The organism is Nocardia sp. NPDC004711, assembly GCF_053601595.1.
Map to the genome: position 1 here is coordinate 66,584 of NZ_JBSGCB010000015.1, position 24,823 is coordinate 91,406.

At 66.1% G+C, this 24,823-nt stretch carries 19 protein-coding genes and 2 pseudogenes; 8 read left to right on the forward strand and 13 right to left on the reverse strand.

Annotated features, from left to right (window positions below; genetic code table 11):
- Positions 1-291: 291 nt before the first annotated feature.
- Positions 292-1,053: a hypothetical protein gene (locus ACWEKS_RS17110; RefSeq protein ID WP_452340982.1), complete on the reverse strand. Its 762-nt coding sequence runs from the start codon at positions 1,051-1,053 to the stop codon at positions 292-294.
- Positions 1,054-1,068: 15 nt separating this feature from the next.
- Positions 1,069-1,332: pseudogene (locus ACWEKS_RS17115) on the reverse strand (RBBP9/YdeN family alpha/beta hydrolase); the annotation flags it as partial.
- A gap of 15 nt (positions 1,333-1,347) precedes the next feature.
- Here ACWEKS_RS17115 and ACWEKS_RS17120 point away from each other — a divergent pair.
- The 3 genes from ACWEKS_RS17120 (at position 1,348) to ACWEKS_RS17130 (ending at position 5,594) form a co-directional block, all read left to right on the forward strand.
- Positions 1,348-1,581, forward strand: coding sequence for a hypothetical protein (locus ACWEKS_RS17120; protein WP_452340983.1), 234 nt, complete (start codon positions 1,348-1,350; stop codon positions 1,579-1,581).
- A 281-nt stretch (positions 1,582-1,862) separates the two neighbouring features.
- Entirely contained in the window at positions 1,863-3,215 is a 1,353-nt protein-coding gene (locus ACWEKS_RS17125) for a DUF1254 domain-containing protein (protein WP_452340984.1), read from the forward strand.
- An 801-nt stretch (positions 3,216-4,016) separates the two neighbouring features.
- Positions 4,017-5,594: a hypothetical protein gene (locus ACWEKS_RS17130; protein ID WP_452340985.1), complete on the forward strand. Its 1,578-nt coding sequence runs from the start codon at positions 4,017-4,019 to the stop codon at positions 5,592-5,594.
- Positions 5,595-5,617: 23 nt separating this feature from the next.
- Here the strand turns inward: ACWEKS_RS17130 and ACWEKS_RS17135 are convergent, their stop codons facing one another.
- Positions 5,618-6,244: a helix-turn-helix domain-containing protein gene (locus tag ACWEKS_RS17135; RefSeq protein WP_452340986.1), complete on the reverse strand. Its 627-nt coding sequence runs from the start codon at positions 6,242-6,244 to the stop codon at positions 5,618-5,620.
- Between the two features lie 840 nt (positions 6,245-7,084).
- Here ACWEKS_RS17135 and ACWEKS_RS17140 point away from each other — a divergent pair.
- Positions 7,085-10,363, forward strand: coding sequence for a protein kinase domain-containing protein (locus ACWEKS_RS17140; protein ID WP_452340987.1), 3,279 nt, complete (start codon positions 7,085-7,087; stop codon positions 10,361-10,363).
- Here the strand turns inward: ACWEKS_RS17140 and ACWEKS_RS17145 are convergent.
- Positions 10,355-10,486: pseudogene (locus ACWEKS_RS17145) on the reverse strand (IS3-like element ISMysp3 family transposase); the annotation flags it as partial. The gene ACWEKS_RS17140 and the pseudogene ACWEKS_RS17145 overlap by 9 nt on opposite strands.
- Positions 10,487-10,652: 166 nt before the next feature.
- The gene (locus ACWEKS_RS17150; protein ID WP_452340988.1) at positions 10,653-12,077 is read right to left on the reverse strand and encodes an aldehyde dehydrogenase family protein; all 1,425 of its coding nucleotides are present in this window, start codon (positions 12,075-12,077) and stop codon (positions 10,653-10,655) included.
- A 131-nt stretch (positions 12,078-12,208) separates the two neighbouring features.
- On the opposite strand from ACWEKS_RS17150, the gene ACWEKS_RS17155 reads away from it, so the two are divergent.
- Complete coding sequence (locus ACWEKS_RS17155; protein ID WP_452340989.1) at positions 12,209-12,802, forward strand: TetR/AcrR family transcriptional regulator; 594 nt, start codon at positions 12,209-12,211, stop codon at positions 12,800-12,802.
- A 531-nt stretch (positions 12,803-13,333) separates the two neighbouring features.
- Here ACWEKS_RS17155 and dnaB read toward each other — a convergent pair.
- The 5 genes from dnaB to rpsF form a co-directional block, all read right to left on the reverse strand.
- Entirely contained in the window at positions 13,334-15,979 is a 2,646-nt protein-coding gene (gene dnaB / locus ACWEKS_RS17160) for a replicative DNA helicase (protein ID WP_452340990.1), read from the reverse strand.
- A 627-nt stretch (positions 15,980-16,606) separates the two neighbouring features.
- Complete coding sequence (rplI, locus tag ACWEKS_RS17165) at positions 16,607-17,062, reverse strand: 50S ribosomal protein L9 (RefSeq protein ID WP_354841000.1); 456 nt, start codon at positions 17,060-17,062, stop codon at positions 16,607-16,609.
- Between the two features lie 17 nt (positions 17,063-17,079).
- Positions 17,080-17,349 (reverse strand): 30S ribosomal protein S18, encoded by a 270-nt coding sequence (rpsR, locus tag ACWEKS_RS17170; protein WP_040814320.1) that lies wholly within the window; start codon positions 17,347-17,349, stop codon positions 17,080-17,082.
- Positions 17,350-17,413: 64 nt separating this feature from the next.
- Entirely contained in the window at positions 17,414-17,965 is a 552-nt protein-coding gene (locus tag ACWEKS_RS17175) for a single-stranded DNA-binding protein (RefSeq protein ID WP_356996014.1), read from the reverse strand.
- A 134-nt stretch (positions 17,966-18,099) separates the two neighbouring features.
- Entirely contained in the window at positions 18,100-18,390 is a 291-nt protein-coding gene (rpsF, locus tag ACWEKS_RS17180) for a 30S ribosomal protein S6 (protein ID WP_452340991.1), read from the reverse strand.
- Positions 18,391-18,636: 246 nt separating this feature from the next.
- Between rpsF and ACWEKS_RS17185 the strand changes: the two genes are divergently transcribed.
- Positions 18,637-20,052, forward strand: coding sequence for a glycosyltransferase family 87 protein (locus ACWEKS_RS17185; protein ID WP_452340992.1), 1,416 nt, complete (start codon positions 18,637-18,639; stop codon positions 20,050-20,052).
- Here ACWEKS_RS17185 and ACWEKS_RS17190 read toward each other — a convergent pair.
- Positions 19,954-20,514, reverse strand: a complete 561-nt coding sequence (locus ACWEKS_RS17190) for a CGNR zinc finger domain-containing protein (protein ID WP_452340993.1) — start codon at positions 20,512-20,514, stop codon at positions 19,954-19,956. The genes ACWEKS_RS17185 and ACWEKS_RS17190 overlap by 99 nt on opposite strands.
- Positions 20,515-20,598: 84 nt before the next feature.
- Between ACWEKS_RS17190 and ACWEKS_RS17195 the strand changes: the two genes are divergently transcribed.
- Entirely contained in the window at positions 20,599-21,525 is a 927-nt protein-coding gene (locus tag ACWEKS_RS17195) for a DMT family transporter (protein WP_452340994.1), read from the forward strand.
- 58 nt (positions 21,526-21,583) lie between these two features.
- Here ACWEKS_RS17195 and ACWEKS_RS17200 read toward each other — a convergent pair whose 3' ends face one another.
- Both ACWEKS_RS17200 and ACWEKS_RS17205 read right to left on the reverse strand, forming a co-directional pair.
- The gene (locus ACWEKS_RS17200) at positions 21,584-22,723 is read right to left on the reverse strand and encodes a DUF475 domain-containing protein (protein WP_452340995.1); all 1,140 of its coding nucleotides are present in this window, start codon (positions 22,721-22,723) and stop codon (positions 21,584-21,586) included.
- Between the two features lie 100 nt (positions 22,724-22,823).
- A complete protein-coding gene (locus tag ACWEKS_RS17205; protein WP_379400682.1) occupies positions 22,824-23,399 on the reverse strand; it encodes a TerD family protein in 576 nt (191 codons plus the stop codon).
- A gap of 213 nt (positions 23,400-23,612) precedes the next feature.
- On the opposite strand from ACWEKS_RS17205, the gene ACWEKS_RS17210 reads away from it, so the two are divergent.
- Entirely contained in the window at positions 23,613-24,815 is a 1,203-nt protein-coding gene (locus ACWEKS_RS17210; RefSeq protein ID WP_452340996.1) for a hypothetical protein, read from the forward strand.
- Positions 24,816-24,823: the final 8 nt, after the last annotated feature.

Here is a 24,823-nt window from a genome sequence, read left to right on the forward strand (position 1 = left end):
TCCAGATCCGCAAGATCGACCGTGTCTGGGCTACCAGAGCGGCAACGTTTCGTCATACCTCCTCGGCGATTGTGCAATGCGATCGCCCGCCACACCTGATCGGCGTCCGATGTGGACACCGCCTTCGGGGTGATTCACTCATCCCGCCTGCGGAAATATGTGGTGGAGAAGGGATTTCAGCGCGAGTCATTTCCTGGGTTTATGCCGTCGCGGCGGTTGGGTGGCGGGTAGGCCATGGCCGCGCACCCGGAACGGACGTGATCCCCGGGTGCGCGGTTGTGGCGCGGCCTGCTATTTCGCGGGCGCGGCGGGTTGTGCGGGGTCTTTGCAGTAGGCGAGCTCGGGTGGGCAGGGCGAGAGGATGGTGGAGAAGTACTGGATGGCGGCGAACAGGGTGATGGGTCCGCCGGCGACGACGAGCCCGGCCATGGAGCCGACCGCGGCGAGGGTGGCGGCGCCGAGGACGCAGCCGGCGACGGCGGCGCCGACGAAAGGCGCGAGCAGGAAGATGACCGGGCTGGTGATCGCGGCACCGACTGCGGCGCCGGTCAAGCAGCCGACGCCGGCGCCGAGGACGGCGCCCAGGACGGCGCTGACGGCGGCGCCGATCGTGAGCCGCTGGGCGAAGGTGCCCAGGGCTTGCGCGTCGCGGGGGTTGACCGATTCGGCGATCTGTTTGGCGGCTTGGTCGGTGGTGATGACCTGGTCGCGGGAGACGGCCTCGGCCGGGCGGGCGTCGGTCCTCGATGGTGTGAGGGTTGCTGTGCCGCCGTCGATCTGGGCGTTGATCGGGTAGGCCGTGTTGTCGATCTGGTAGGTGAGCGGGATGGCGGCGACCGGTTGATCGGTGTGGTCGGTGACGACGAGCTGGTCGCCGTCGACCTTCAGCTTGCCGTCGTTGGTCGTGAGTACGGCGGCGTCGCCGCGTCGGGCGACTTCGTAGTGCACGGCGTTCGGCGCTGGGTCGGCGGGAGCGGGGTTGGCGTGGGCCGTCGCGGTGGTGAGTGCGATGGCTGTCGCGGTGAGCAGTGCGGCGGTGGTGGTTTTCCTCATCGGGTGTTCCTTGTTTCATCTACGGGATTGGTGCGGATCTGGGATGGTGCGCACCGTGTTCGGGGTCGCGTCGTCGATCAGTTGCCCGGCTTGTGGCCGGGGTCCGTAGCCGGCGGCGGGGTCGAGGTGTCCGACCGGGCCGGCGTCGATCAGGCGGCTGCCCCAGGCTTCGGCCAGGCCGGCTACGCGCCGGCGGGTGGCGAAGGGGTCGTTGGTGCTCGCGGCCACGGCGGTGGGGAATGGCAGCCAGCGTCGCGGGATCGGGTTCGCACAGCCTCGCATAAACTGTCAGACATGACAACTGTCATTACCGACATTTTTAGAATCCGCGGCGCTCCCAGTGGCTCACCCCCGGCTGCCGACCGGATCGGCCAGCGGGATCCGAGCGGGCTCTTCGGGCGGCTCCTCTTGCTGATCGCGAAAGGCATTGTCGCTGGCATCATTTCGGTGATCCGCGCTTTCGGTGTACCCGAGAATTGGATCGAGGTCACCGCCTCGAACAACTGTCATCAACGACAGTTGTCATAACTGACAGTTCATGGAAGGGTGTGGTCGGCGCAGCCCACACCCGCCGACTGCCGAAGGTCACCTGACCAGTTGATAGCCGCCAGATGTCGCGCGCTGTCGATATGGCCCGGTAATCCACAGAGCTGAATTGCCGGCGACATGCCTTGTTCGAGGGTCCGATGCGTCGGACGCTCTGTACGTAGGGGAACCAGGAGGAATTGGTGGACCAGATGCGGAATCCTGAGACGCGGAGCAGAACCGGGCTCGGTGGATGGGGCGTATCCCGCCGCGGGTTCATCGGGATGACGGCAGCGGCAGCCGCCTTCGGACTGTTCGGGCGCGCGGTCATCGCGCAGGGCGATGCCGCCGTGTCCGGCGATCCCCGTGATATCGCCGCTGACGCCTACGTCTTCGGTTATCCGCTGGTGTTGATGGACATCACGCGCGCGGCGAACGGGGCCGGTCTGGCGACGAATCTCTTCCTGACGCCCCCGCCCGTCGATCCGGGGGCGAAGTCCGTGGTCGCACCCAATGTGGACACCTTGTACGCCTCGGCCTGGCTGGATTTGCGCAACGAGCCGGTCATCGTGCAAGCACCGACCGCCTCGGACCGGTACTGGCTGTTGCAGTTCATGGATGCGTGGACCAACACCGTGCACAACCCCAGCAGCATCGCGCCCGGTACGGCCGCCGGGCAATCGCCCCACCTTTACGCGGTGACCGGGCCCGGGTGGTCGGGCACCTTGCCCGAGGACGTCACTCGGCTGCCCCTGCCCACTGATCGCGGCTGGCTGATCGCCCGCGTCGAAAACCGCAGCGCAGCCGATCAGGCCGCCGCGGAGGCCGCGCGGAAACAGCTGGTCATGGCCCCCCTGAGTGCCTGGAGGCTCGGCGTGCGCCCGGCCCCGATCCAGGTACCCGACGCTATCCTGCACGCGCAAAGCACACCGCCGCCGGAAACGGTGGCACGCATGGACGGCCGCACCTTCTTCAACCACCTGTGTAATGCCATGGCCGCCACCCCACCCGAGGACGCTGCGGCCCTGGCCCGCTTCGCCGGAATCGGCATCAAACCCGGCAGCACGGACTTCTCCCTGTCCGACGCGGACCTCGACGCCGCGGTCCAGGACGCCCGCCAGCGTATCGCCGACTATCGAAATCCCCAGGCCAAGAACGAGAACGGCTGGTCCTTCGACGTCAACCTGGGCAGCTACGGCACCGACTATCTGCTGCGAGCGAGCGTTGCCATGCGGGCATTGGGCGCCAACCTGCCCAAGGACGCCATCTATCCGATGCTGATCGCCGACGCCGGAACACTGGATGCGCCCCGTCGCTACCGGCTGCGTTTCGCGCCCGGAGCAACCCCACCTGTCGATGCGTTCTGGTCACTCACCGCCTATACCGCCGACCGATATCTGGTATCCAATGCGGCGGGTATCTATGCCGTCGGGCACCTGGTCCCCCCGGTGCCCGGCCACGACGGCTCGGTGGAACTGGCCATCCAGGCCGCCGATCCGGGACCGGATGTGCCGCAGGGCAATTGGCTGCCCATCCCGGACTCCGGCGAATTCGGTCTGTTCCTGCGCCTCTACGTCCCGAAACCGGAAGCCTTCGACGGCCGCTGGCAACCACCCGCACTGACCCTGGTCTCCTGATCCGACGGGGTCTTCAGGCTGCGCCGCCCAGCGTCGGGCGGCGGCTGCAGCCGTGTTCTCGGTGAGCTGGCGATCTGCGGAAACGTTAGGGACTTGCCAGCGAAGTCGTCTGTGGGGCAACCCTTCTGCGCATGGGCGGCGGAAATGTCGCCGTGCACCCTCGGCCGAATCAATGTCGCATACCCGGACACCAGCGCCGGGTGCTTGATCGTGCCCTACGACGTCGGTCCCGACACCATGCTCACCATCACCGGCCGGTTCTCCGACGCCCGCTACATGTCGTTCAACACCTACGGCAGCGAGGCCGCCAACTTCACCTACGGTGCCGCCCCCGTGCTGGCGGACTATCTCATCGCACCCGACGCGGGTTCGGCCAATCCGTGGCGGCAGTCCAGCACCGGGTGGCGAGTACGCCATCACCGTGCGCCCGGATGCGCATGCGAGCGACCCCGACGAGCTGCCGCTGACGCACGCCGCAGTACTCGGCTGTTCACAACGGCCGGACCCCGGCCGCGCGCGGACCGTGCGCCACGCGGTGCACACCCGCCACGATGCCGATCGCGCTGGTGCCGATGCGCACCTGAGCAGGCCTTACGTCCGGCGTCCATCGTCCGACGTCCGACGTCCGACGTCCTGAGTCTCGCGAGACCAATGATGGGCCGGTATCCGCTACGCCTGGGAAAGCGGTACGCTAAATTCTGTCATATATGACAGTTTTACGGATCGTCCGGTTCCGAGGGCTCCACATCCGGAGTCCTTTCGGCAGCTGATCCGGCGAACGTGCCCCTGAAAGAGAGTTCTATGTCATCACGATCCCAGGCGCGGCCCAGACGGCTGCTTGCTGCCGCGAGACCACTACCGGCGTTCCTCATCGCTGTTCTCACGCTGCTGTCCCTTACTGCCGCCGGCGCACTCACGCCGCTCGCGACCGCCGGGCCCGGCGCATCGAGCGGAACCTCGAGCCGCGTCGGCGGCCGATTCACCGACTGTTTCTGGCATAACGGCGCCTACGGCGCGCATGACATCAACACCGCCTACCCGGACGCCGACGCGACCTACTGGGGAGCGACATTCAACCGCCCCGCAGGCTCGACGCTGACTCTCGAAGGGGAATTTCCGCACAGTCGTTACTTCTCGCTGATCAGCTACGACCTGCTCGGGGCGGCGGTCGATGGGCTCGCTGACTATCAGATCGATCCGAATTCCGGTGCCACCAATCCGTTCCGGGCCGGCGAGCACCGCGATGCCACCGACCGTGCCTTCACCGTGAATGTGGTCGACAAGCAGAACCCCGGCTTCACGCTGAATCATCACAGCACCGAGGCCCCACGCAATGTCCTCTACACCAAGTCCAACACGGCCGCATCGAACTTGCCGGTCGTCGGCGGTCTGATCCCCGAAATCCTGCTTACTCGGGTCTATGTGCCCGACGCCGGACTACCGCTCACCGGCGGGGTGCCGCTGCCCCAACCCAAGTTGGTGCTGAAGGACGGCACGGTACTGACCGGACAGGCCGCCTGCCAGGCCTTGCACTCCGAGGATGACCGTACGGCCACGAACCTGGCCACCGGCTCGCTGAACCTCAACCTCAACACCTACCGAGCGCTCCGATACCCCGACAAATTGAACGCACCGTGCAACGTGCTACCCGGCATTGCCGAGTCGCTGATCGCCCCTGGCTGCCCGACCATCTACACGGCTCCGTCGGCGCTGGTGCAGGTGCCCAGGCAGGTCCCCGACACGTTCCCGGCAACCTATCCCGCGCAATGGCGGTCTCAGTACGACCGCCGGTATCTGCTGCAGCTCTACACCGGCGACAACGCACCTGGCGCCGAGTCCAACCCGACTCGGTCGGGCGGCGGCGGGTTCTTTCCCAATGTCGACAACAACTACATTCGCACAGCCCTCAACAGGAAGTTCGGCAAAGTTGTTGTCCTGCAAGGCAAGCTGCCGACAACGCCCACAACATTCCACGGTGACAACATCATGGGCTCCGGCCAGGTCCGCTACACCTCGTTCTGCATGAACGAGTCCGTCTACACGACCGCTGTCATGGACTGCGCCTACGACGAGCAGATCCCTACGGACAAGGACGGTAACTACACCATCGTCATCAGCCGGGCCGAGGACCGACCCGCTGACGCCAACGCCCAGCACGGCGTCGGATGGATCGAATGGTCGCCACGTGGCGACGGCGACCAGGATCCGGACTTCGGCTGGCTGCAGATTCGGCACATGCTTCCGGACCCGGACTTCGCCAACGCCGTCCAGAACACCCGGACACCGGGCGACGAATCGACTGTCATGGGCCCGTATCTGCCCTCGGTCACCTATTTCGCCGACGGTGCCGCGTTCGACTCGTGGCACTCCACGAACTGAGCTGAGGCCGCCTGGCGCACGTGTTACGTGCGCCAGGCGGCGGGCAGTGCACTGAATGCCTGCTCGATCAGCTCGATCAGATCCGGTCGCGAATCGGCGTCCTGCATTCGAAGTTGCCGGTCACGTAGTAGAACGCTGCGCAGTACCGCGACCGCCGTCCGGCCGTAGAGGTCGGCGAGGAAGTCGAGGTCGGCAGGAACCGGGTCCATACGGGAGAGCCGGTCACCGATAGCGGCCGCGATGGCCTCCTCGAACCTCAGGGCCAGCGATAGCCCGGACAAGCCCAATCCCGCCTCGGAGCGCTGCTCCAAATACACCGAGAGCACGGTCGGGCGAATCCGACCCCGGTTCGGCTGGATCAGTCCGAGGACCGCGCGTTGGACCGCCACCAAGGGGGCCTCATCGTTCGGCCTCGCGCGAATCTGATCGGTGAGCAGCGGCAGCCGCGTAATCAGCTCGTCGACCAGCAACTCTTCCTTGCCGGCGAAATAACGGAAGAACGTCCGCTCGTTCACCCCCGCTTGATCGGAGATCTCCCGAATCGTCGTCGCCGAGTAGCCTCGCTCGGCGAAGAGTCGGTCGGCCGCCGCCTGCAACGCCTGCCGCGTAGCCATCTTGTTCAACTCACGTCTGCCGCGCGCCTGTGTCACATCACCACCGTATCGGGGCTGATCGCCGGCATCGACGCTGCCGCACGGAATCGCCGACCTCGGTGGGCACACCGATCTCCGCGACGCTGTCGGTCACCGCGCTCGGCAGTCCGGTGTCGCGAGTTCGCATTCGATGCGGTGGGCGGCACTTGCAGCCGCCGAAAATCCAACGGATATGGCCTGGCCTCGGCGGACGGTCCGAGTTGATGGCGTGACGTGGAACTTCGTTGGATTCCGCGCCTGCCAGTCCGGTCAGCCCCTACCCGCTGACGGACACACCTTGGCTCGCTGAGGGGGTCGACAACGCCGGACCATTTGCGTATCCGCCTGCCGCGGTACGCCTGTGTTGCGTGCCGAGGGGATCGTCGTAGGCGTGCGTTCGCGAAGCGTCCTCGATTCGCCGTTTGATCTCGGCAGAACCCCCGGACCCGGCAGTGGGGACCGCGAGCGTTGGATCTGCTCGGTTCACTCGGCGATGTTGGCGAGCATGGCCGACAGCCACCGGGCCGCCGGCGGCGCTACCCGCGATAGGACGTACATGAGGTGTGCCTCGGCCGCGATGGGGGCTACCGCACGGTTGTGGTCGATGGCGTCGAGAATGTTGGATGCAGCGCGCTGGGGAGTGTAGCCGCGCTTGGCGTAGGTGCTGGTGGTCTTCGCTTTGCGTGTATCAGCGTTGTCGCCTCGATAGGGGCTGTTGTGGGTGATCGCGCTGTTGATGACAGGGATCTGAGGCGGCCGTCTACGATCGGCTGCCGTTACAGGCCGGTGAGATACGCTGAGGGTTGTCCGCGCGCGTTGTCCGGTTGCTGGGCATGCGCTGGGGGATGGCTACAGCCTATGAGCGAGAATGATCTGTTCCGGACAATCCGTGACGTATCCGAACCGGTCGCGGAGGAACTAGCCGCGGCCGGGTTCGAGGATGTAGAGGAGATCGGGCGGGGCGGCTTCGGTGTGGTATTCCGTTGCACCCAGCCCGAGCTGGACCGGATGGTGGCGGTGAAGATCCTGACCGCCGAGCTCGACGCAGAGAACCGGGAGCGATTTCTACGGGAGCAGCGGGCGATGGGTCGGCTGACCGGGCATCCCAATATCGTGACGATGCTACAAGCGGGTACCACCGCGAGCGGACGCCCGTTTCTGGTGATGCCGTATCACCCGTTGGGCTCCCTGGATGCGCGGATCCGCGGGCAGGGCCCGCTGCCGGTGGAGACCGTGTTGTGGATCGGTGTGAAGATCGCGGGGGCGCTGGAGTCCGCACATCGCCTCGGTATCGTGCATCGGGACGTGAAACCGGGCAATATCCTGCTGACCGACTACGGCGAGCCCGCGTTGACCGACTTCGGCATCGCGCGCATCGCCGGTGGGTTCCAGACGGCGGCGGGAACCCTCGCGGGGTCGCCGGCATTCACCGCACCGGAGGTGCTCGAGGGCGAGACTCCCACTCCGGCAGCGGACGTCTACGGGCTGGGCGCCACCTTGTTCTGCGCCTTGACCGGGCATGCCGCGTTTGAACGGCGCAGCGGGGAGAACGTGGTGACCCAGTTCCTGCGGATCACCACCCAGCCGATGCCGGACCTGCGCGAGTACGGCGTCGTCGAGGGCGTGGCCACGATGGTGGCGACGGCGATGAGCCGTGATCCGCGCGAACGGCCCTCGGCGGCGACGCTCGGGGAGGCAATCCGGCAGGAGCAGCGCCGCTACGGGTTCGCGGTCGAGGAGATGGCGATACACGTCGCCGAACCGGAACACGAGCACCGAGACCGCACGCCCGCCATGCGGGGGTGGCGTCCACCGGCGGCGGCGCTACCACGGGGTGCCGACAGTTTGCCGTTGACGTTGACCAGTTTCATCGATCGCCGCAGCGAGATGGCGGAGGTGAAGAATCTGTTGTCCTCGGTCCGGCTGGTGACACTGACCGGGATCGGCGGGGTCGGCAAGACCCGGCTAGCGCTGCGGGCGGCGGCAGCAGCACGGCGGGAGTTCGCCGACGGGGTGTGGCTGGTCGAGCTGGCCGACGTGTCCGACCCATCGCTGCTGGTCGACGTGGTGGCCGCTGCCCTGGGGCTGCGGGACGATCCGACACGGCCGCTGCAGCAGGTGGTGGTGGAGTTCCTGGCCACGAAGGAGTTGCTGCTGGTGTTGGACAACTGCGAGCAGCTGGTCGCATCGGTGGCGGAGTCGGTCGAGACCTGGTTGCGGGACTGTCCACACCTGCGGATCCTGACCACCAGCCGCGAACCGCTGGACATTGCCGGGGAGATGGTGCTGCAGGTGTCGCCGCTGACGGTGCCGGACCCGGACCGGACGCCGTCGCTGCAAGGACTACCCCGCTACGCCGCGGTGACGTTGTTCGCCGACCGCGCGAGCGCGGTGGTGCCGGGTTTCGAACTTTCCGAGGGCAACAAGTCCGCGGTCGCCCGTATCTGTGCCCGGCTGGACGGGTTACCGCTGGCGATCGAGCTGGCTGCGGCCCGGATGCGCACCATGTCGCCCGAGCAGATCCTGCAGCGGCTCAACGATGGGTATGCGCTGCTGACCCGCGGCAGCCGCACCGCGCCGACGCGGCAGCAGACCCTGCGATGGTGCATCGACTGGAGCTACCAGTTGTGTACCCCGGCCGAGCAGCGGCTGTGGGCCCGGCTGGCGGTGTTCGCCGGTGGCTTCGAAATCGACGCCGCCGAACAGATCTGTGGCGCCGATATGGCACCGGACGATCCGCTTGATGTGTTGTCCTCGCTGGTGGACAAGTCGATCCTGATCCGCGACGAATCCAACGGCGTGGTGCGGTTCCGGATGCTCGAGACGGTCCGCGACTTCGGCCGGCAGGGGCTGCGGGAGTCCGGCGAGGATCAACTGGTGCGGCGCCGGCACCGCGACTGGTACCAGCGGCTGGCGCTGGACGCGGAGGCCGGATGGATCAGTGACCGGCAACCCTACTGGATCGCCCGACTCGACCGTGAGCAGCCGAACCTGCGCGGCGCACTCGAATACTGCCTGGCCGAGGACACCGATGAGGCGGCCGAAGCTGGACTACGCGCCGTCAGCGCACTGTCTCTGTTCTGGATCTTTCGGGATCTGCACGACGAAGGCCGACGCTGGATCGACCGCGCCCTGGCCCACCCGCGCGCGCACTCGATACCCGACCGCGTCAAGGCGCTCCATACCGGCACCGTATTGGCCGCGACGCAGGGCGATCTCGAGTCGGCGGCCGCGCTCGCGGAGCAATCCCACGCGTTCGCCGAACAGGATCCCACTCCTATGACCCAGGCGTTGGCGTCTTACACCGATGGCTTCCTGGCGCTCTACATCGGTGACCTTGCTCGCGCGTTCTCCCCCCTCGAACGTGCCATCGACGTGTTCAGCTCGAATCGACAGGGATATCTCTATGTTGGCGCCTTGACGTTTCTCGGTCAGGTACACGCCCTGCAGGGCGATACAAAGCGGGCGATCGAGTGTCAGGAGCAAGTGCTCTCCATCACCGAGGCCTGCGGTGAATCGCTGTTTCGCCCGATCTCGCTGTGGGGCATGGGATTTGCGGTATGGCGACAAGGCCGGCGACAACGGGCACAAGAGCTGCTCGAGCAGGCGCTGCGCGTCAACCGTCGAACAAGTAGCCCGCTCGTCGCCGCGTTGAGTCTCGAGGCGCTGGCCTGGACCGTCGGCGCCGGCGGTGACGCCGAGCGCGCGGCCGTTCTGATGGGAGCCGCGAAGGAACTATCACGGTTCGTGGGTAGCGCTGCGGGTATCGTCGCGGGTTCACTTCCCTATCACGACGCATGCGACCGGTCGGCGCGTGCCGCCCTGGGGGCACGCAGGTTCCATGCGGCCATTCAGAAAGGCCAAGCGATGGGTATGGACGAAGCCGTAGCCTACGCAGTTGGCGAGCAACCCACCGAGACCACGCCGGGTCCCGACGTGGGACTGACCAAGCGCGAACGCCAGGTTGCAGATCTCATCGCCCAGGGCCTCACCAACAAGCAGATCGCGATCAAGCTGACGATCTCCCAACGCACCGCCGAGGGCCACGTGGAACACATTCTCACCAAACTCGGATTCACCTCCCGGGCACAGATCGCAGCCTGGATCACCGAACACACCGAACGACAGAATCATTGACCGCAATCGAGACATCGCGCGCGGTGAATCCGGTCCCAGCGTTCGTGCCCACCGCGATACCGTGCGCTGCAGGTGCGCCCACATCTTGGCCGACCCGTACAACGACTCCGGGGAACGCCGGCCACCGCGTTGCGCTGAAGTTGGTTGATCCGTCATCTTCAGCTCACCAGGGTTGTGTACACAACTAGTCATCCGCTTCCCATAAGGGGACATCAACCTTCGCCGGCGATTCCGTTGCAGCCCTTGATGACCGGATCATCCAGCGGTCAGCGCACTGATCTCCTCCGGATCAGCCGCGACGCATGAGCCGTCGAACCAGGCCGATCTCACGGGCCGAGTAGGGCGGGACGACCATTCGCAGGGTGTCGGGCACGAGTGGCTTACGGAGAACAGGCTTGTGGTGACTGAACGTCTGCCACGAGTAGCTGCCGTGATAAGCACCCATACCACTGGCCCCGACCCCACCGAACGGCAATCCACTCGCACCCACGTGAATGATTCCCGCGTTGTGAACCACAGCGCCCGAGGAGGTTTCACGCTCGAACAAATCCCGGGTCTGCGCCGAAGCGGTGAACACATACAGCGCCAGCGGTTTATCCCAGGTATTCACCAACCGCACCGCATCCTCGGCGGAGGCGACGGGCAGGATCGGAAGGATCGGCCCGAAGATCTCCTCGCGCAAAATCGCATGGGAGGCCTCGGGCCCGATCACTGGCGGAGTCTCGCCGGGCAGCAGCACGACCGTCGGTGCGAGATAGCGGTCAGTTCGGTCACGCTGTCCACCGATCACTACCTCGACTCCTTCGAGGTACCCGACCACACGATCGAACTGACGCTGATTCACAATCCGCCCGTAATGCTCCTCCACTTGGGGATCACTGCCCCACATGTCGGTGATCGCCTCACGCAATGCATTGACCAGTGCGGGAACTCGATCGGGGGTGGTCATGACGTAGTCGGGGGCGACACAGGTCTGCCCGGCATTGACGAACTTCGCCCAAACCAGCCGGCGCGCGGCGGCATCGAGATGGGCGTCGTCGTCGAACCAGACCGGGGACTTGCCACCCAATTCGAGAGTCACCGGTGTCAGGTGTTCGGCGGCTGCCCGCATCACGATGCGACCGACCGTGCCACTGCCGGTGAACACGATGTGGTCGAACCGCTGTTCCAGAAGTTCGGTCGTTTCCGCGACAGCCCCCTGGACGACTCGAACCGCACCATCGGGAAAGTAATCCGGGATCAGCCGGGCGACGAGATCGGCTGTGGCGGAGGCGAGTTCACTGGGCTTGAGAACAACTGTGTTGCCGGCCGCCAGAGCACCGACCAGCGGCGCGAGCAATAACTGCGCCGGGTAATTCCATGGCGCGATGATCAGCACCGCCCCGAGCGGCTCGGGGATCAAGCGGGCGCGAGCGGGCATGAGCGCCAACGGGATCGGCGCCCGGCGCGGCTTGGCCCAGCGGCGCAGATGACGCAGCGAGTGCTCGATCTCGGCCCGGATCACCTCGAGCTCGGTGAGTTGCGCTTCGGTCGGGTTCTTGTGCAGGTCGGCCCACAGCGCCGCCTCGATCTCGGCCTCGTGGTCATCGAGCATCCGCCGCAATGCGCGCAGATACGCGATGCGCTGCGGCAACGGGCGAGTGGAACCGGAGTCGAAATGTGCTCGCGCGGCCGCCACGGTGTCGGCGATCGGCGTACTGGTCGCGATGTTCATTCTTCCACCATATTCGAAACGGAAAGACTTCGTTTCGAATATGGTGGCACCGTCCGGCTACATGGGAGAGAATCCAGGGCATGACGACTGCGCCCGGCGCACCACGGAGAGGCCGACGCCAGGATCCCCGCGTGGATCGCGCCTTGATCGAGGCCGCCATCGAGGAACTCGGCGAGTCCGGATACGCGGCTTTCACGACCTCCGCGGTCGCGCATCGCGCCGGCGCCTCCACAGCGTCGCTGTATCGACGGTGGTCTTCCAAGCACGAGTTGACCGCGGCCGTTGCCCGGCAGATCGCACTCGATGAGCTCGGCGAAGTCGACACCGGCGCCCTCGAAGGCGATATTTTGGAACTGCTCGCCCGCAAGCAACGAGTGTTGGACGCCAACGCTGGGCCAGCGTTGCTGTCGCTGATGGGACACGCCGCGCACAGTCCGGAACTGCGCCGCATTCTGCACGACGAGGTCTACCTGGCCACTCGTGGCAGGCTCGCAGCCATCATCGATCGCGCGGCTGAGCGCCGAGAGCTCGAAAGAAGCATCCCTGCAAACGAAGTCGACCTGCTGGCCCTGGTCTTGATCGGCACCGGGCTGGCGCGCTCGGCCTTCATGGCGAACAACACGATCGCGGGTCCCCCCCATCCTCCCCCACCGATCGATCAGCTGGAAACCGAGTCGAGATTGCTGCTCCTGACGATTCGCAGCCGCCCGCACAAGGAGCTGTGAGCACGGTGGAAATCGCGACGCCAGGCCCTGGCCACATCGGTTCATGGAGCTCGCAGCGCGTTGGCCAGCCTTTGTCTCGAAATAGTGGCCATTTCTCCATGGTCGACGGGGGGAATCGGCGCGGATCGGCCCTCAACAGGCCGCAACCGAGTCCTATGAGGCGATTGATCGATCGGATCGCGCGATGCCCGGCCCTGCGGGGTAAGGCTCACGCCCAGGCTCGCTCACGCCGATTCCCCTGCGTCTGAGAACCATCAGACAGGTATCGACGCACCGAAGGGCCGCAACGGATGACGACAGGGAGCGGGCAACTCTGGTGTCCGACCAGTGATTTGGCTGATCTCTGGCCCGAGCGGATCGCTGCTCCACGCCAAGACCACCGCACGTGCGGCAGGCCCGTCCCGTCAGACGAAACGACACGCCTCGACGCGGGGCCGAAGCGGAATCTGTCTCAAAATGATGGCCAATTGGCCATCGAGTGGCCAATCATTTTGAGATTTGGCCATTCATTTTGAGACCCTACATCTGCGACTAACCTCGTGCCATATCGACAAATCGGCTCAAATGCAATTGGTGCGCAACGGTGATGGTCGCGGTCGGACCGTTTCGATGCTTTCCCAGGATGAGATCTGCTTCGCCGCCGCGAGGGTCGTCCCGCTCGAAGGCATCTGGGCGATGCAGCAGGATAACCATGTCCGCGTCCTGTTCTAGTGATCCCGATTCGCGCAAATCGGACACCATGGGCCGCTTATCCGTCCGCTGCTCCGGACCACGGTTGAGCTGCGAAATCGCGATCACCGGCACCTCCAGCTCCTTCGCCAGAAGCTTGAGGCTACGCGAGAATTCGGAAACTTCCTGCTGACGTGATTCGACCTTTTTGCCCGATGTCATCAGCTGGAGGTAGTCGACCACCACAAGGCGCAGATCGTGCCGTTGCTTGAGCCGTCGGGCTTTTGCCCGAATTTCCATCATGGTCAGGTTCGGCGAATCATCAACGAACAGTGGCGCTTCGCTGATCTCGCTCATCCGCCGCGCCAGCTTGGTCCAGTCATCGTCGCTCATCCGACCCGAACGCATATCGCCCAGTTTGATTTTCGCTTCCGCGGATAGGAGGCGCATGACGATTTCGGTGCGGCTCATTTCCAGCGAGAAGATGACACTGGCCAGACCATGCTTGATGGAGCAGCTGCGCATGAAATCCATTCCCAGCGTGGAATTATGGGTTGGGATCATGGAGCGGCCGGCGAGGTAGAGGTGGTCGGAGTTTGCCACTTCTACGCAGCGGACCGGGACCGACGGGATCGGGCGGACGTCGACGATGAAGCGGGAGCCGGAACGCGCCGTATTCGTCGCGCCGCGACGCAGCTTGTGCAGCAGCTCTTTTCGGCTCAGCCCGAAGACCTCGTCCTCGGTTGCGAAGGTCAGCGTGTAAGCGGTCGAGGTAGCCTCGGCGCGGCCCCGGACTCGCTTGGTCGACAGCTGGCAGCGGTAGCCGAGGCTCACGATCAGCTCTTCGGTGTCCCGGGCCAGCCGCGGGTTGGTCACCGTGAACTGGACAGATCCGCCATTGGTGACGGTGCCGTCGGTATCGAGCAAGCCGGCCAGCAGGGCGCGTCGCTGTGCTTCGGAAGCGCGGAGGTAGTCGAGGGGGATGTGCTTGTCGCCGAGCACACCGAGGGTGCGCAGGCGAGCCTGCACGCTGCCGATCGCATTTCGGCAGGACTGGCACAGGCGGAGCCCGATGGACGGCCCGCCGCATTGCGGGCAGGTCGGCGCGGGTACCGGACCCGAGACGAAACGCGCCTTGCCGCCGCATGATCGGCCGCACGTGCGGACTTCACTGGTGAACGGGATGAACTCCGAGCCGCAGACAACGCACTCGCGGGGCTCGACCGGTGCATCCTCGGGCAGCCGCAGGCTGTACCGCAGTGGCGCGGAATCCGAGTGTGCCGCAAGGATTCCCTCGTTCTCGATCCGATGAATGATCTCCGGATCGGCCGTGGTCAGCTGCGCACACGCCGAACTGCCGTCGCCGAGCCAGGCGCCCAGCGTGTAAGGGGGCACGAGCAACTCGCGGTCGGGCAGTTGCAGTGCCTCGCTGTTCACCACGGAGTGGTTGAGGCGTCGGTCCGCGGTCGCACAGCGCACAGTGGCCGCGATCTCGACGGTCGTGCGGATCTCGGCGAAGGTCTTCTGATTCCGATACCGGTTGTAGCCGGTGGCGGCTTGCTGGGCGGATCGGCGAGAGGAGCGGGTCTCGGTAAGCCACTGATGCTGCTCGTCCGCGACTATCACTGCACCGTCCGAGAATTCGACCTCGTAGCAGGGCCGGCCCGTCATCACCTCGGTGTCGGCCACAACCCGTGTGGGCCGCCCTTGGGCGTCGAGCAGCTCGTCTCCGACTCGGACCTCACCCATGGTGGTCCAGCCGTTCGGTGTGGGCAGCGGAGTATCGAGAGCAAGCGCCTTACCGACACCGGGTCGGGCCGCGACGATGATCATCTGGCCCGGGTGGAGGCCATTGGTGATTTCGTCGAGTTCGGTGAAACCTGTTGGGACGCCGAGGGAGATGCCGCCTCGGGAGGCGATGGAGTCGAGTTCGTCCATCGTGGGCTGGAGGATGTCGGTGAGGGGGGCGAAGTCCTCGCTGGAGCGGCGTTCGGTGACGTCGTAGAGCTCGGCCTGGGCGCGGTCGACGACCTCGGCGACGTCCTGGCCGTCGGCGCCGGCGTAGCCGTACTGGACGATTCGGGTGCCCGCCTCCACCAAACGGCGCAGGATCGCCTTCTCCGCAACGATTTCGGCGTAGTAGCCGGCGTTGGCCGCGGTGGGGACCGTTTGGGTCAGCGTGACCAGATACGGGGCCCCGCCGATGCGCTTGAGCTCGCCGCGGCGGTCGAGGGTGGCGGCCACCGTCACCGGGTCGGCCGGTTCGCCGCGGCCGTAGAGGTCCAGGATGGCGTCGTAGACGGCCGCGTGGGCGGGGCGGTAGAAGTCGCCGGGGCGGATGACCTCCACGACATCGGCGATGGCGTCCTTGGACAGCAGCATGCCGCCCAGGACGGATTGCTCGGCGGCCATGTCGTGGGGTGGCTGACGGCCGAAATCCTCGCCGGGGGCGTCGGGATAGTCGGAGGGCCCGTGATCGTCGTGGCCGCGATCGTCGATGACTGCCATCGGCTCGACCGTCCTCTCTCCTCGCGCCCGGAACGAGTCCATGACCGTTGTACGCCTGCGCACCGACAGGTTCGGTCCGCCACGCGGCCCCGCCACGCCGAGTTGTGCAGGCGCGGTGGCAAACCCGTGGTGGTGGGCGCTGGATACACGGAGTCGTGTCGTCCCGGGCAGTGGTCACGACATCGAATGCGAACCTAGGCGACCGGACGGTGACCCGCCAAACCGAGCTGTGTACACACCTGTGGACAACGTGGGTATTGTTCACCAACTGTTGTGCACCCCCTGTGGAAAACTTGGGGACAACAGTCGATGTGGTCAATCAATACGCTGGTAGTGACCGAATTTGCAGTGTGTGTAATTGTGGATCAATTCGGTGCGGCGTGTCGCTGAACGGTAACGTCTGGGCGTGTTGGGTGAACGAACGGTCTCGCGCCTGTGATCTGTCACACAATGAGAATGGTTGGTTTGCCGAGCAATCCACAACCCGGACGAACATCGTGAATTCTGCATGCCGACACCTCGCCCCGGTAAACCCGACACGCAATCAGCGAATACTTGGCAAACAGAAAAATCGAACAAAGAAATCGGAGGCCACCCCACAGCTGAGGCGGCCTCCGACGAACCGAATTACTCGGCGGCAGTGACCTGCAGGTCGACCTTGGCGATCACATCCGGGTGCAGGTGCACCACGACACCGTGCTTACCGGTGCTCTTGATGTGGGCCTTCGGCAGCTCGATGCTGCGCTTGTCGACGACCGGGCCACCGGCGGCCTTGATGGCCGCGGCGACATCGGCGGCGGTGACCGAACCGAAGAGCTTGCCGGTGCCGGCGGTCTTGACCGCGAGCGACACGCCGGTCAGGCCCTCGATGGCCTGCTTCAGCTCGTTGGCGTGGTCCAGGTCGCGCACGCGGCGGGCATCCTGCGCCCGGCGAATGCCCTCGACCTGCTTCTGCGCGCCACGGGTGGCGACAATCGCCAGGCCGCGCGGCAGCAGGAAGTTGCGGCCGTAGCCGTCCTTGACCTCCACGGTGTCGCCGGGCGCACCGAGGTTGTCGACATCAGCGGTGAGGATGAGCTTCATTGCTGTGCCTTCCTTTCTCAGCGGGCGGTGGACACGTAAGGCAGCAGAGCGACCTCACGCGAGTTCTTCACGGCGACAGCGATATCGCGCTGGTGCTGGACGCAGTTGCCGGTCACCCGGCGAGCGCGGATCTTGCCACGATCGGACACGTACTTGCGCAGCAGCGCGGTGTCCTTGTAGTCGATCTTGGCGCCGGCCGTGTTGTTCTTCTTGCCAGCCTTGTCTTCCTTGCAGAAGGTGCAAGCCTTCTTCTTCAGCACCTTTTCGCGTGCCGGTGCTTTGGCCATGGTCTTTCAACTCCGTAATTTCGGGAACCCAGCCGTCGGGGCGGATTCCGGGGAAAGCCGTTGTCTAGAACGGCGGTTCGTCGTCCATCGCGCCGCCCCCGAAGGAGCCGGCCGCGGGGGCACTGCCCCATGGGTCGTCGCCGGCGCTCTGGCCGCCGCGACCCCCACCACTGCCACCACCGGAGAAGCCGCCGCCTTGCTGGCCGCCGCCCTGTCCGCCACCGCCGAAGCCGCCGCCACCACCGCCACGGGTGGTCTTGTTGACTTTCGCGGTCGCGTACCGCAGGGAGGGACCCACCTCGTCGACCTCGAGTTCGACGACCGTGCGCTTCTCACCCTCGCGGGTTTCGTAGGAGCGCTGCTTGAGTCGTCCGCTCACGATCACTCGCGAGCCACGGGTCAGACTCTCGGCCACATTCTCCGCAGCTTCACGCCAGATGTTGCAGCGCAGGAAAAGCGCTTCGCCGTCTTTCCATTCATTGGTATTACGGTCGAACACACGGGGAGTCGACGCGACGGTGAAGTTCGCGACGGCCGCTCCCGCGGGCGTGAATCGAAGCTCGGGGTCAGCCGTCAGATTGCCGATGACGGTGATGACCGTGTCGCCTTGGGCCATGGTTCCTCCTGCTTTCCGGTGCAGTCCGCAATGCGCTCGCCCGTGCACGCCCGATCAGGGGCTCGGTGCACGGTTTGCCAGTCAGCCTAGAGATAGGCACCGACGGTTACGAGCGACGTTGCGGGAGGACTGGACTACTTCTTGTCGAGGCGCAGCACCTTGGTGCGCAGCACCGACTCGTTCAGGCCCAGCTGGCGATCGAGTTCGCTCACGGTTTCGGGCTTGGCGGTCAGGGTGACGACCGCGTAGATGCCCTCGGCCTGCTTGGCGATCTCGTAGGCGAGACGGCGCTTACCCCAGATGTCGACGTTGTCGACCTTGCCGCCCTCGGACCCGACAACACCCAACATGTTGTTCAGGTTCGGGCCGACGGTGCGCTCGTCCTGGCTCGGATCGAGAATAACCATCACTTCATAATGACGCACGGACCTCATCACCTCCTGTGGACTGTGAACGGCCCACGGACTGTCCGTGGGCAGGAGGGTTCGTTGCGTCAGCAACCCGACAAGGCTACATGAGGGAACACGGTGCCCGACGCCGGGGTATCGAGGCTCTTGCTCGCGTGTTCACGCCGGCGGCGGCCGGGCGATAGATAGGCATGGCCTGCGAAATCGGGCCAGTCCCGAGCTTGAACACGCGGACACGCCTAAGAGAGTCCTATGGTGGTGCGCATGCCGAACCGACCCGTCGCCAGCGCAGCGGTCGCTCGCCGCCGCGAGGCGGGCCGGTCGATGATCGCGGTCACGTCGACGCTGGTGTGCGGGGTCACCCTGCTGATCGCGTATGTGAACAAGGCGCGGTGTGCGGGCGGGCCGTTCGAGGAGTCGGGTCGCAGCGCCATTTTCGATGTCATCAAGGACTCGAATGTCTGCTATTCCGATATTCAGTACCTGTGGCTGGGCCGCGGGATCAATGAACACGTCTTTCCGTATATAACGGGCGGCATCACACCCGATGGCCAGTTGACCGGCGGCGCGGTCGAGTATCCGGTGCTGAGCGGTCTGCTCATGTGGATCGGCGGCATCGGCGCGCACACCGATGCGGACTTCCTGCTGCACTCGGCGCTGCTGCTGGCCCCGTTCGCGTTGCTCACCGCGTATCTGCTGGCCCGGATGGCGGGTCCGGCGGCGCTGCTGTGGGCGGCCGGTCCACCCCTGGTGCTCTACGCCTTTCACAATTGGGAGCTGCCGGTGGTGGCCACCGCGGTGGCCGCGTTCTACGTGATGACCGTGCTGACCCGATATTCCCTGCGGGACCGGGCGATAGCCGCGGCGGTATTCCTGGCGATCGGCTTCTGTTTCAAGCTGTATCCCGGAATCTTCGTGCTGCCCTTGCTGATCTACGTGCTGCTCGGTGAAAACCCGCTGCGGGAACGGCGATTCGATGTGCGCGGTGCGCTCATGGTGGCCGGTACCGCGGTCGGCACGGTGGTCGCGATCAATCTGCCGTTCGCGCTGGCGGGTTATGACGGCTGGCGGGCGTCGATCACCTTCCAGCAGCTGCGGCAGGCCGATATCACCACGAATTCCATCTGGTACTGGGGTTTACGCCCGTTGTTCGCCCAGACCAGCGAGGGCGAGTCGACGTTCCAAACCGTGGTGTCGGCGGCCTCGCCGCTGCTGGTGCTGGGGTCCTTCGCGCTGGCCTGCTGGCTGGGCTGGCGGCGGTATCAGCTGGCGGGGGTGTATCCGTGGATCGGTGTCAGCGGCGCCATGCTGTGTGGATTCCTGTTGTTCCACAAGGTGCATTCGCCGCAGTACACGCTGTGGCTGATCCCGTTCCTGGTGCTGCTGGAGGTGCCGTGGAGCTTGACCGTCACCTACCTGATGGCGGACGCGTGTATCGGGATCGGCGTCTTCCGCTACTTCTATGCCCTGGGTGCGGGCCGTGATGCCGGATTCGAGCAGAACATCGTGCAGATCGGCGTGTGGGGCCGGGCCGCGCTGCTGGTGGCGTTCTTCTTCCTGTTCGTGACGGCGCGGGCGCGCTCAGCCGGCCGGCTCGGTGTTCCGGGCGCGGAACGCCTTGCTCTTGGCCCGGTTTCCGCAGACCGCCATATCGCACCAGCGGCGCGAACCGCCGCGTGAGGTGTCGATGTAGAGGCGGGTGCAGGCGTCTCGCCCGCATTCCTTGATGCGGTCCCGATCGGGGCTGCCGAGCAGTTCGATGGCGGAGCGCGCGACGGCCGCGAGCGCGGAATCGAGTGTCCCGCTACGGTGCACGCTGCCGTCGGCGCGCAGGGTCAGCTCGGGCGGGGTGTCGTGAGCGTGCCGGTTGACGAGTCGCCGGTCGGCGTCGGCGGCGGGTTCGCCGTCGAGGGTGGCCAGCATCAGCCGCCAGGCGGCCTCGCGTAGCTTCACGGCCCGCGTGCGGGCGCCGGTGCAGTCCGGCGCGGTGTCGAGGATGCCTGCCGCCGTTACCCATTCGGCGAGTTCGTCGTCGGTGCTCAGCCGGTCGATGAAGGTGGTGCGTCGTTCCTGGGCCGTACCGATGAAGTTCAGCGCGAGATTGCCGCTGACGAACAGGTGCGGATCGGCGAAGGTGGACATGCCCTCATCGTAACCCCCTTGACAGGTTATTCAAGGAAGTGCCACGGTATAACCACCTGAACCGGTTAGCGGCGTGGAGGAATCATGGACAACCGGCTTTTCGAAGTGGCGGGCCCGCCGGCCCTCATCCTCATGTGGAGCAGCGCCTTCATCGCCGGCATCATCGGCGTGGGCGCGGCGCCGCCCATGCTGGTGCTGTTCGCCCGCTTCGGCATCGCCGGCCTGCTGCTCATCGCGTATGCCCTACTGGCGCGGGCGGTCTGGCCGCGCGGCAAGGTCCTCGCGCACACGCTGGTGGCGGGCCTGCTCATGCAGATGGTGCAGTTCGGCGCCTTCTACACCGCCATGCACGAGCACGTCACCGCCGCCGTCATCTCCCTGGTGCAGGGCCTGAGCCCGGTGGTGATCGCCGTATTCGCCGGTGGCCTGGGCGAATCCGTGAGCGCCCGGCAGTGGCTGGGCTTCGGGGTCGGCGGTCTGGGCGTGGGCCTCGCGGTGGTCGATCAGTCCAGCTTCTCGCTGGTGGGTCTGCTGCTGTGCGTGGTCGGCCTGCTCGGCCTCAGCCTCGGCACCGTGTACCAGAAGCGCTTCACCCCCGCGATCGATCCGCGCACCGGCACCGCCCTGCACGTGGCGGTCAGCGCGCCCTTCGCGGGCGCGCTGGCCGTGGCGGGCGGCGACTTCCACATCGCGGACCCGGCCCGCTTCGCCGGTTCCATGGTCTGGATGGTGCTGGTGAATTCCATGGGCGCGTTCCTGCTGCTGAACACCATGCTGCAGCGCTGGGACACCACCCGCGTCAGCCGCTTCTTCTTCGCCATCCCGGCGGTGACCGCGGTGACGGCCTGGCTGGTCATCGATCAGCCGTTGCGCCCATTGACAGTTGCGGGCTTGGGCGTAGGACTGGTCGGCATGGTCCTGGCCTCCCGTCGCGCCGCGCCGAACCCCACCCCGGCCGAGCCCGGGACTGTCCGCCGCCACCTCTCGATGCCGCAGCCCGCGCGGGTGTGACCACTGCAGGAAAGCCCACCACACGCGCTGGTGTGGCGGGCTTTCCAGTCTCGGTGGATCAGCCGACGGGGCTGGGCTCCAGGTCTGCGGGTTCGTCGTCCTCGTCCTCGTCGTCCTCGTCCTCGTCGGACTCGGCCTTCTCGCGCCGATTGCGGATCACGCTGGTGATGAACGCCGCTCCGATGAAGGCCACGCCGACCAGGCCGCTGATCACCTCGTTGACGTGAACGCCGATGGTGATGAGCAGGATGACCGCCAGTGCGCCGATGGCCCAGAACGCGCCGTGCTCGAGGTACACGTATTCCGAGAGCGTGCCCTTGCGCACCAGGTAGACGGTGATGGACCGGACGAACATGGCGCCGATCAGGCCCAGGCCCAGGGCGATCAGGATCGGGTCGGAGGTGATGGCGAACGCGCCGATCACGCCGTCGAAGGAGAACGAGGCGTCGAGCACTTCCAGATACAGGAACAGGAAGAACGCCGCCTTGCCGGTCGCCTTGATGATGGCCGAGGGCCCCGCCGCGGCCTGTTCTTCGGCGTGCTCCTCGGCATGGAACAGGGAGCCGAGCCCGTCGACCAGGATGTAGGTCATCACGCCGAGGATGCCGGCCAGCAGCACGGTGGACCGGTCGTCGTCGGCCGCGATGAATTCCGCCGCGATGACGATGCCGCCCAGGGTGAGCACCACCGCGAGCATGTCGAGTTTGCCGAGTTTGGCCAGCGGGCGTTCGATCCAGCCCAGCCAGGTGATCTCGCGCTCCTCGAGGATGAAGTTGAAGAACAGCAGCAGCAGGAACGCGCCGCCGAAGGCCGCGATCTGCGGGTGCGCGTCGGTGAGCAGCTTCTCGTAGGAGGGGCTGCCGTCGGCGAAGGTGAGGGCCCCGTCGGCGGGCGGGTTCATGGCCAGGTCGAAGGCGCGAACCGGGCTGAGGCCGGCGGTGATCCACACGATGGCCAGCGGAAACACCAGGCGCATACCGAAAACCGCGATGACGACGCCGACGGTGAGGAAGATCCGTTGCCAGAACTCGCTCATCCGCTGCAGGATGCTGGCGTTGATCACCGCGTTGTCGAAGGACAGCGAGACCTCGAGGACGCCGAGGATGGCGCACAGCAGCAGGGCCGTGGCACCGCCGTACACGAGGGCCGCGAGCAGCGACAGTACGGTGACGATGATGGAGAGGCCGAATATTCGCACCGCAGCGGGCCTTTCGTTGTGCCGGGTCGTGGACGGGGTGGGCGGACACACGAAGAGGGCTCGTGCGACCGAGCCCTCTTCGTGTCGCTAGTTGTTCGATTCAGACATTGACGCCGAAGTCGCGAGCGATGCCCGCGAGGCCGGAGGCATAGCCCTGGCCGATCGCACGGAACTTCCACTCACCATTGTTGCGGTAGAGCTCGCCGAACACCATGGCGGTCTCGGTGGACGCGTCCTCGGAGAGGTCGTAGCGGGCCAGTTCGGCGCCGTTGGCGCGGTCCACGACCCGGATGTAGGCATTGCGGACCTGGCCGAAGCTCTGGCCGCGCGAGTCGGCGTCGTAGATCGACACCGGGAAGAAGATGGACTCGATGGCCGGCGGGGTGTTCGCCAGGTCGATATTGATGACCTCGTCGTCGCCCTCGCCCTCACCGGTCAGGTTGTCGCCGGTGTGCACGATGGTGCCTTCCGGGGACTGCAGGTTGTTGAAGAAGATGAAGTGCTTGTCCGACAGCGCCTTCTTCTCCGCGCCGGTCGCGATGGCGCTGGCGTCCAGGTCGAAGTCGGTGCCGGTGGTGGTCCGGACGTCCCAGCCGAGGCCGACGGCCACCTGGGTCAGGTTCGGAGCCTGCTTGGTCAGTGAAACGTTGCCGCCCTTGGACAAACTGACACCCATTGCGGGAATCCTTCCGTTGTAGCGCGTTTGACGTGTTTCTTGGCTAACGGCGTGTCCTGCGTGTCGGTTCCGCCGCCTCGACAGTAATGGTTTTCCCAAGTCTTTGGTAGGGAAAGGTCAACCCTCGCGCGCGGAAGCAACTGTCATCTGACAGATTTTCACAACCCCTCGCCGTTGTCGCCCCGACGAGCCGCTTCTCCTACCATCGGGGGCGTGGCAGGCCGTCGACGCGGATGGTTCCGGGCACCCCGGAACAACGAATGGGTGCAGCAGGCCCGGCAGGTACTGACGACCGCATTCCTCGATATGGACCAGCGGCAGACCATTGCCGAGGCCGCCGTCACGGCATCCGCCGCACTGTTCCCCGAGCGCGGCATGGCCGCGCGCTGGGAACCGGTGCGCGCCCGCTGCTATGACGCCTCCGGCGCCTACCTCGCCCTCAACGACCGCCTGGAGCAGGCCGAACGCGAGGACGGCGGCCCGGTCGCCCAGCCCGAGATCGACACCGTCATCCGGAGACTCGCCGACGCCGCGCGCGGGGTCGACGAGTTCTACCGGGGCAATCAGCCCCACCTCGAGCATGCGGTCGCGGTGTACGGCTCGGTGCCGCAACTGGTCTCGCAGGTGCGGGCGCAGGCGGCACGGCTGCGGCAGGCCGCCGACGCCTCACCCCATGCCGCCTACCCCTCGATCCGGCAATGCGCGGCCGCCGTGGATGAGGGACTGCTCACACTCGAGGCCGCGGTGGCCACCGGCGCCGGCGGCGCCGCCCGCGACGCCGCCACCCGGCTCGAGACGCTGAACCGCGGCCTGTCCACCGCCCTGGAAGCCGCACCCGGCAAACAGCATTCGGCCACCACCGCCCTCGCCTCCGCCGCCACCCGGCTCGATGCCGCTCGCAACCGCCTGGACCGCATCGCTCCGGCCATGTCGGCGTTGCTGCGGGAATTCGCGGCTGCGTCGTCGAACGATTTGGCCAACAATGAGCGACAAGCCCGGGAGGCCGTCGCGGCCGCCGACGCGGATCTGGCCCGCGCCCGGGCCGCCCTGGCCAACCACGACCCGGAGGACGCGCTCGACCTGACCACCACCGCCCGCGCCCACCTCGCCACCGCCGAGGAGCGCGCCGAGACCGTGACCGATCGGCTCGCCGTGCTGCGCGCGGTCCGCGACCAGCCGGCCGAGCGCGCCAAGGCCGTCCGCTTCAAGCTGCGCGACGCGCAGATGCTCGCGGTCAACAAAGACGTTGTCCCGCAATGGGGTTCGGTGCTCGACGCCCAGGCCGAACGCCTGGATCGCGCGAGCGCGGGCCTGACCGGACGCCACCCCGACTACTGGGCCTACGTGTCCGAACTCGACGCCATCTCCGCGTTCGTCGCCGGAGTGGTCGAGCGCATGCGAAATACCGACAGATAGACCGAAAG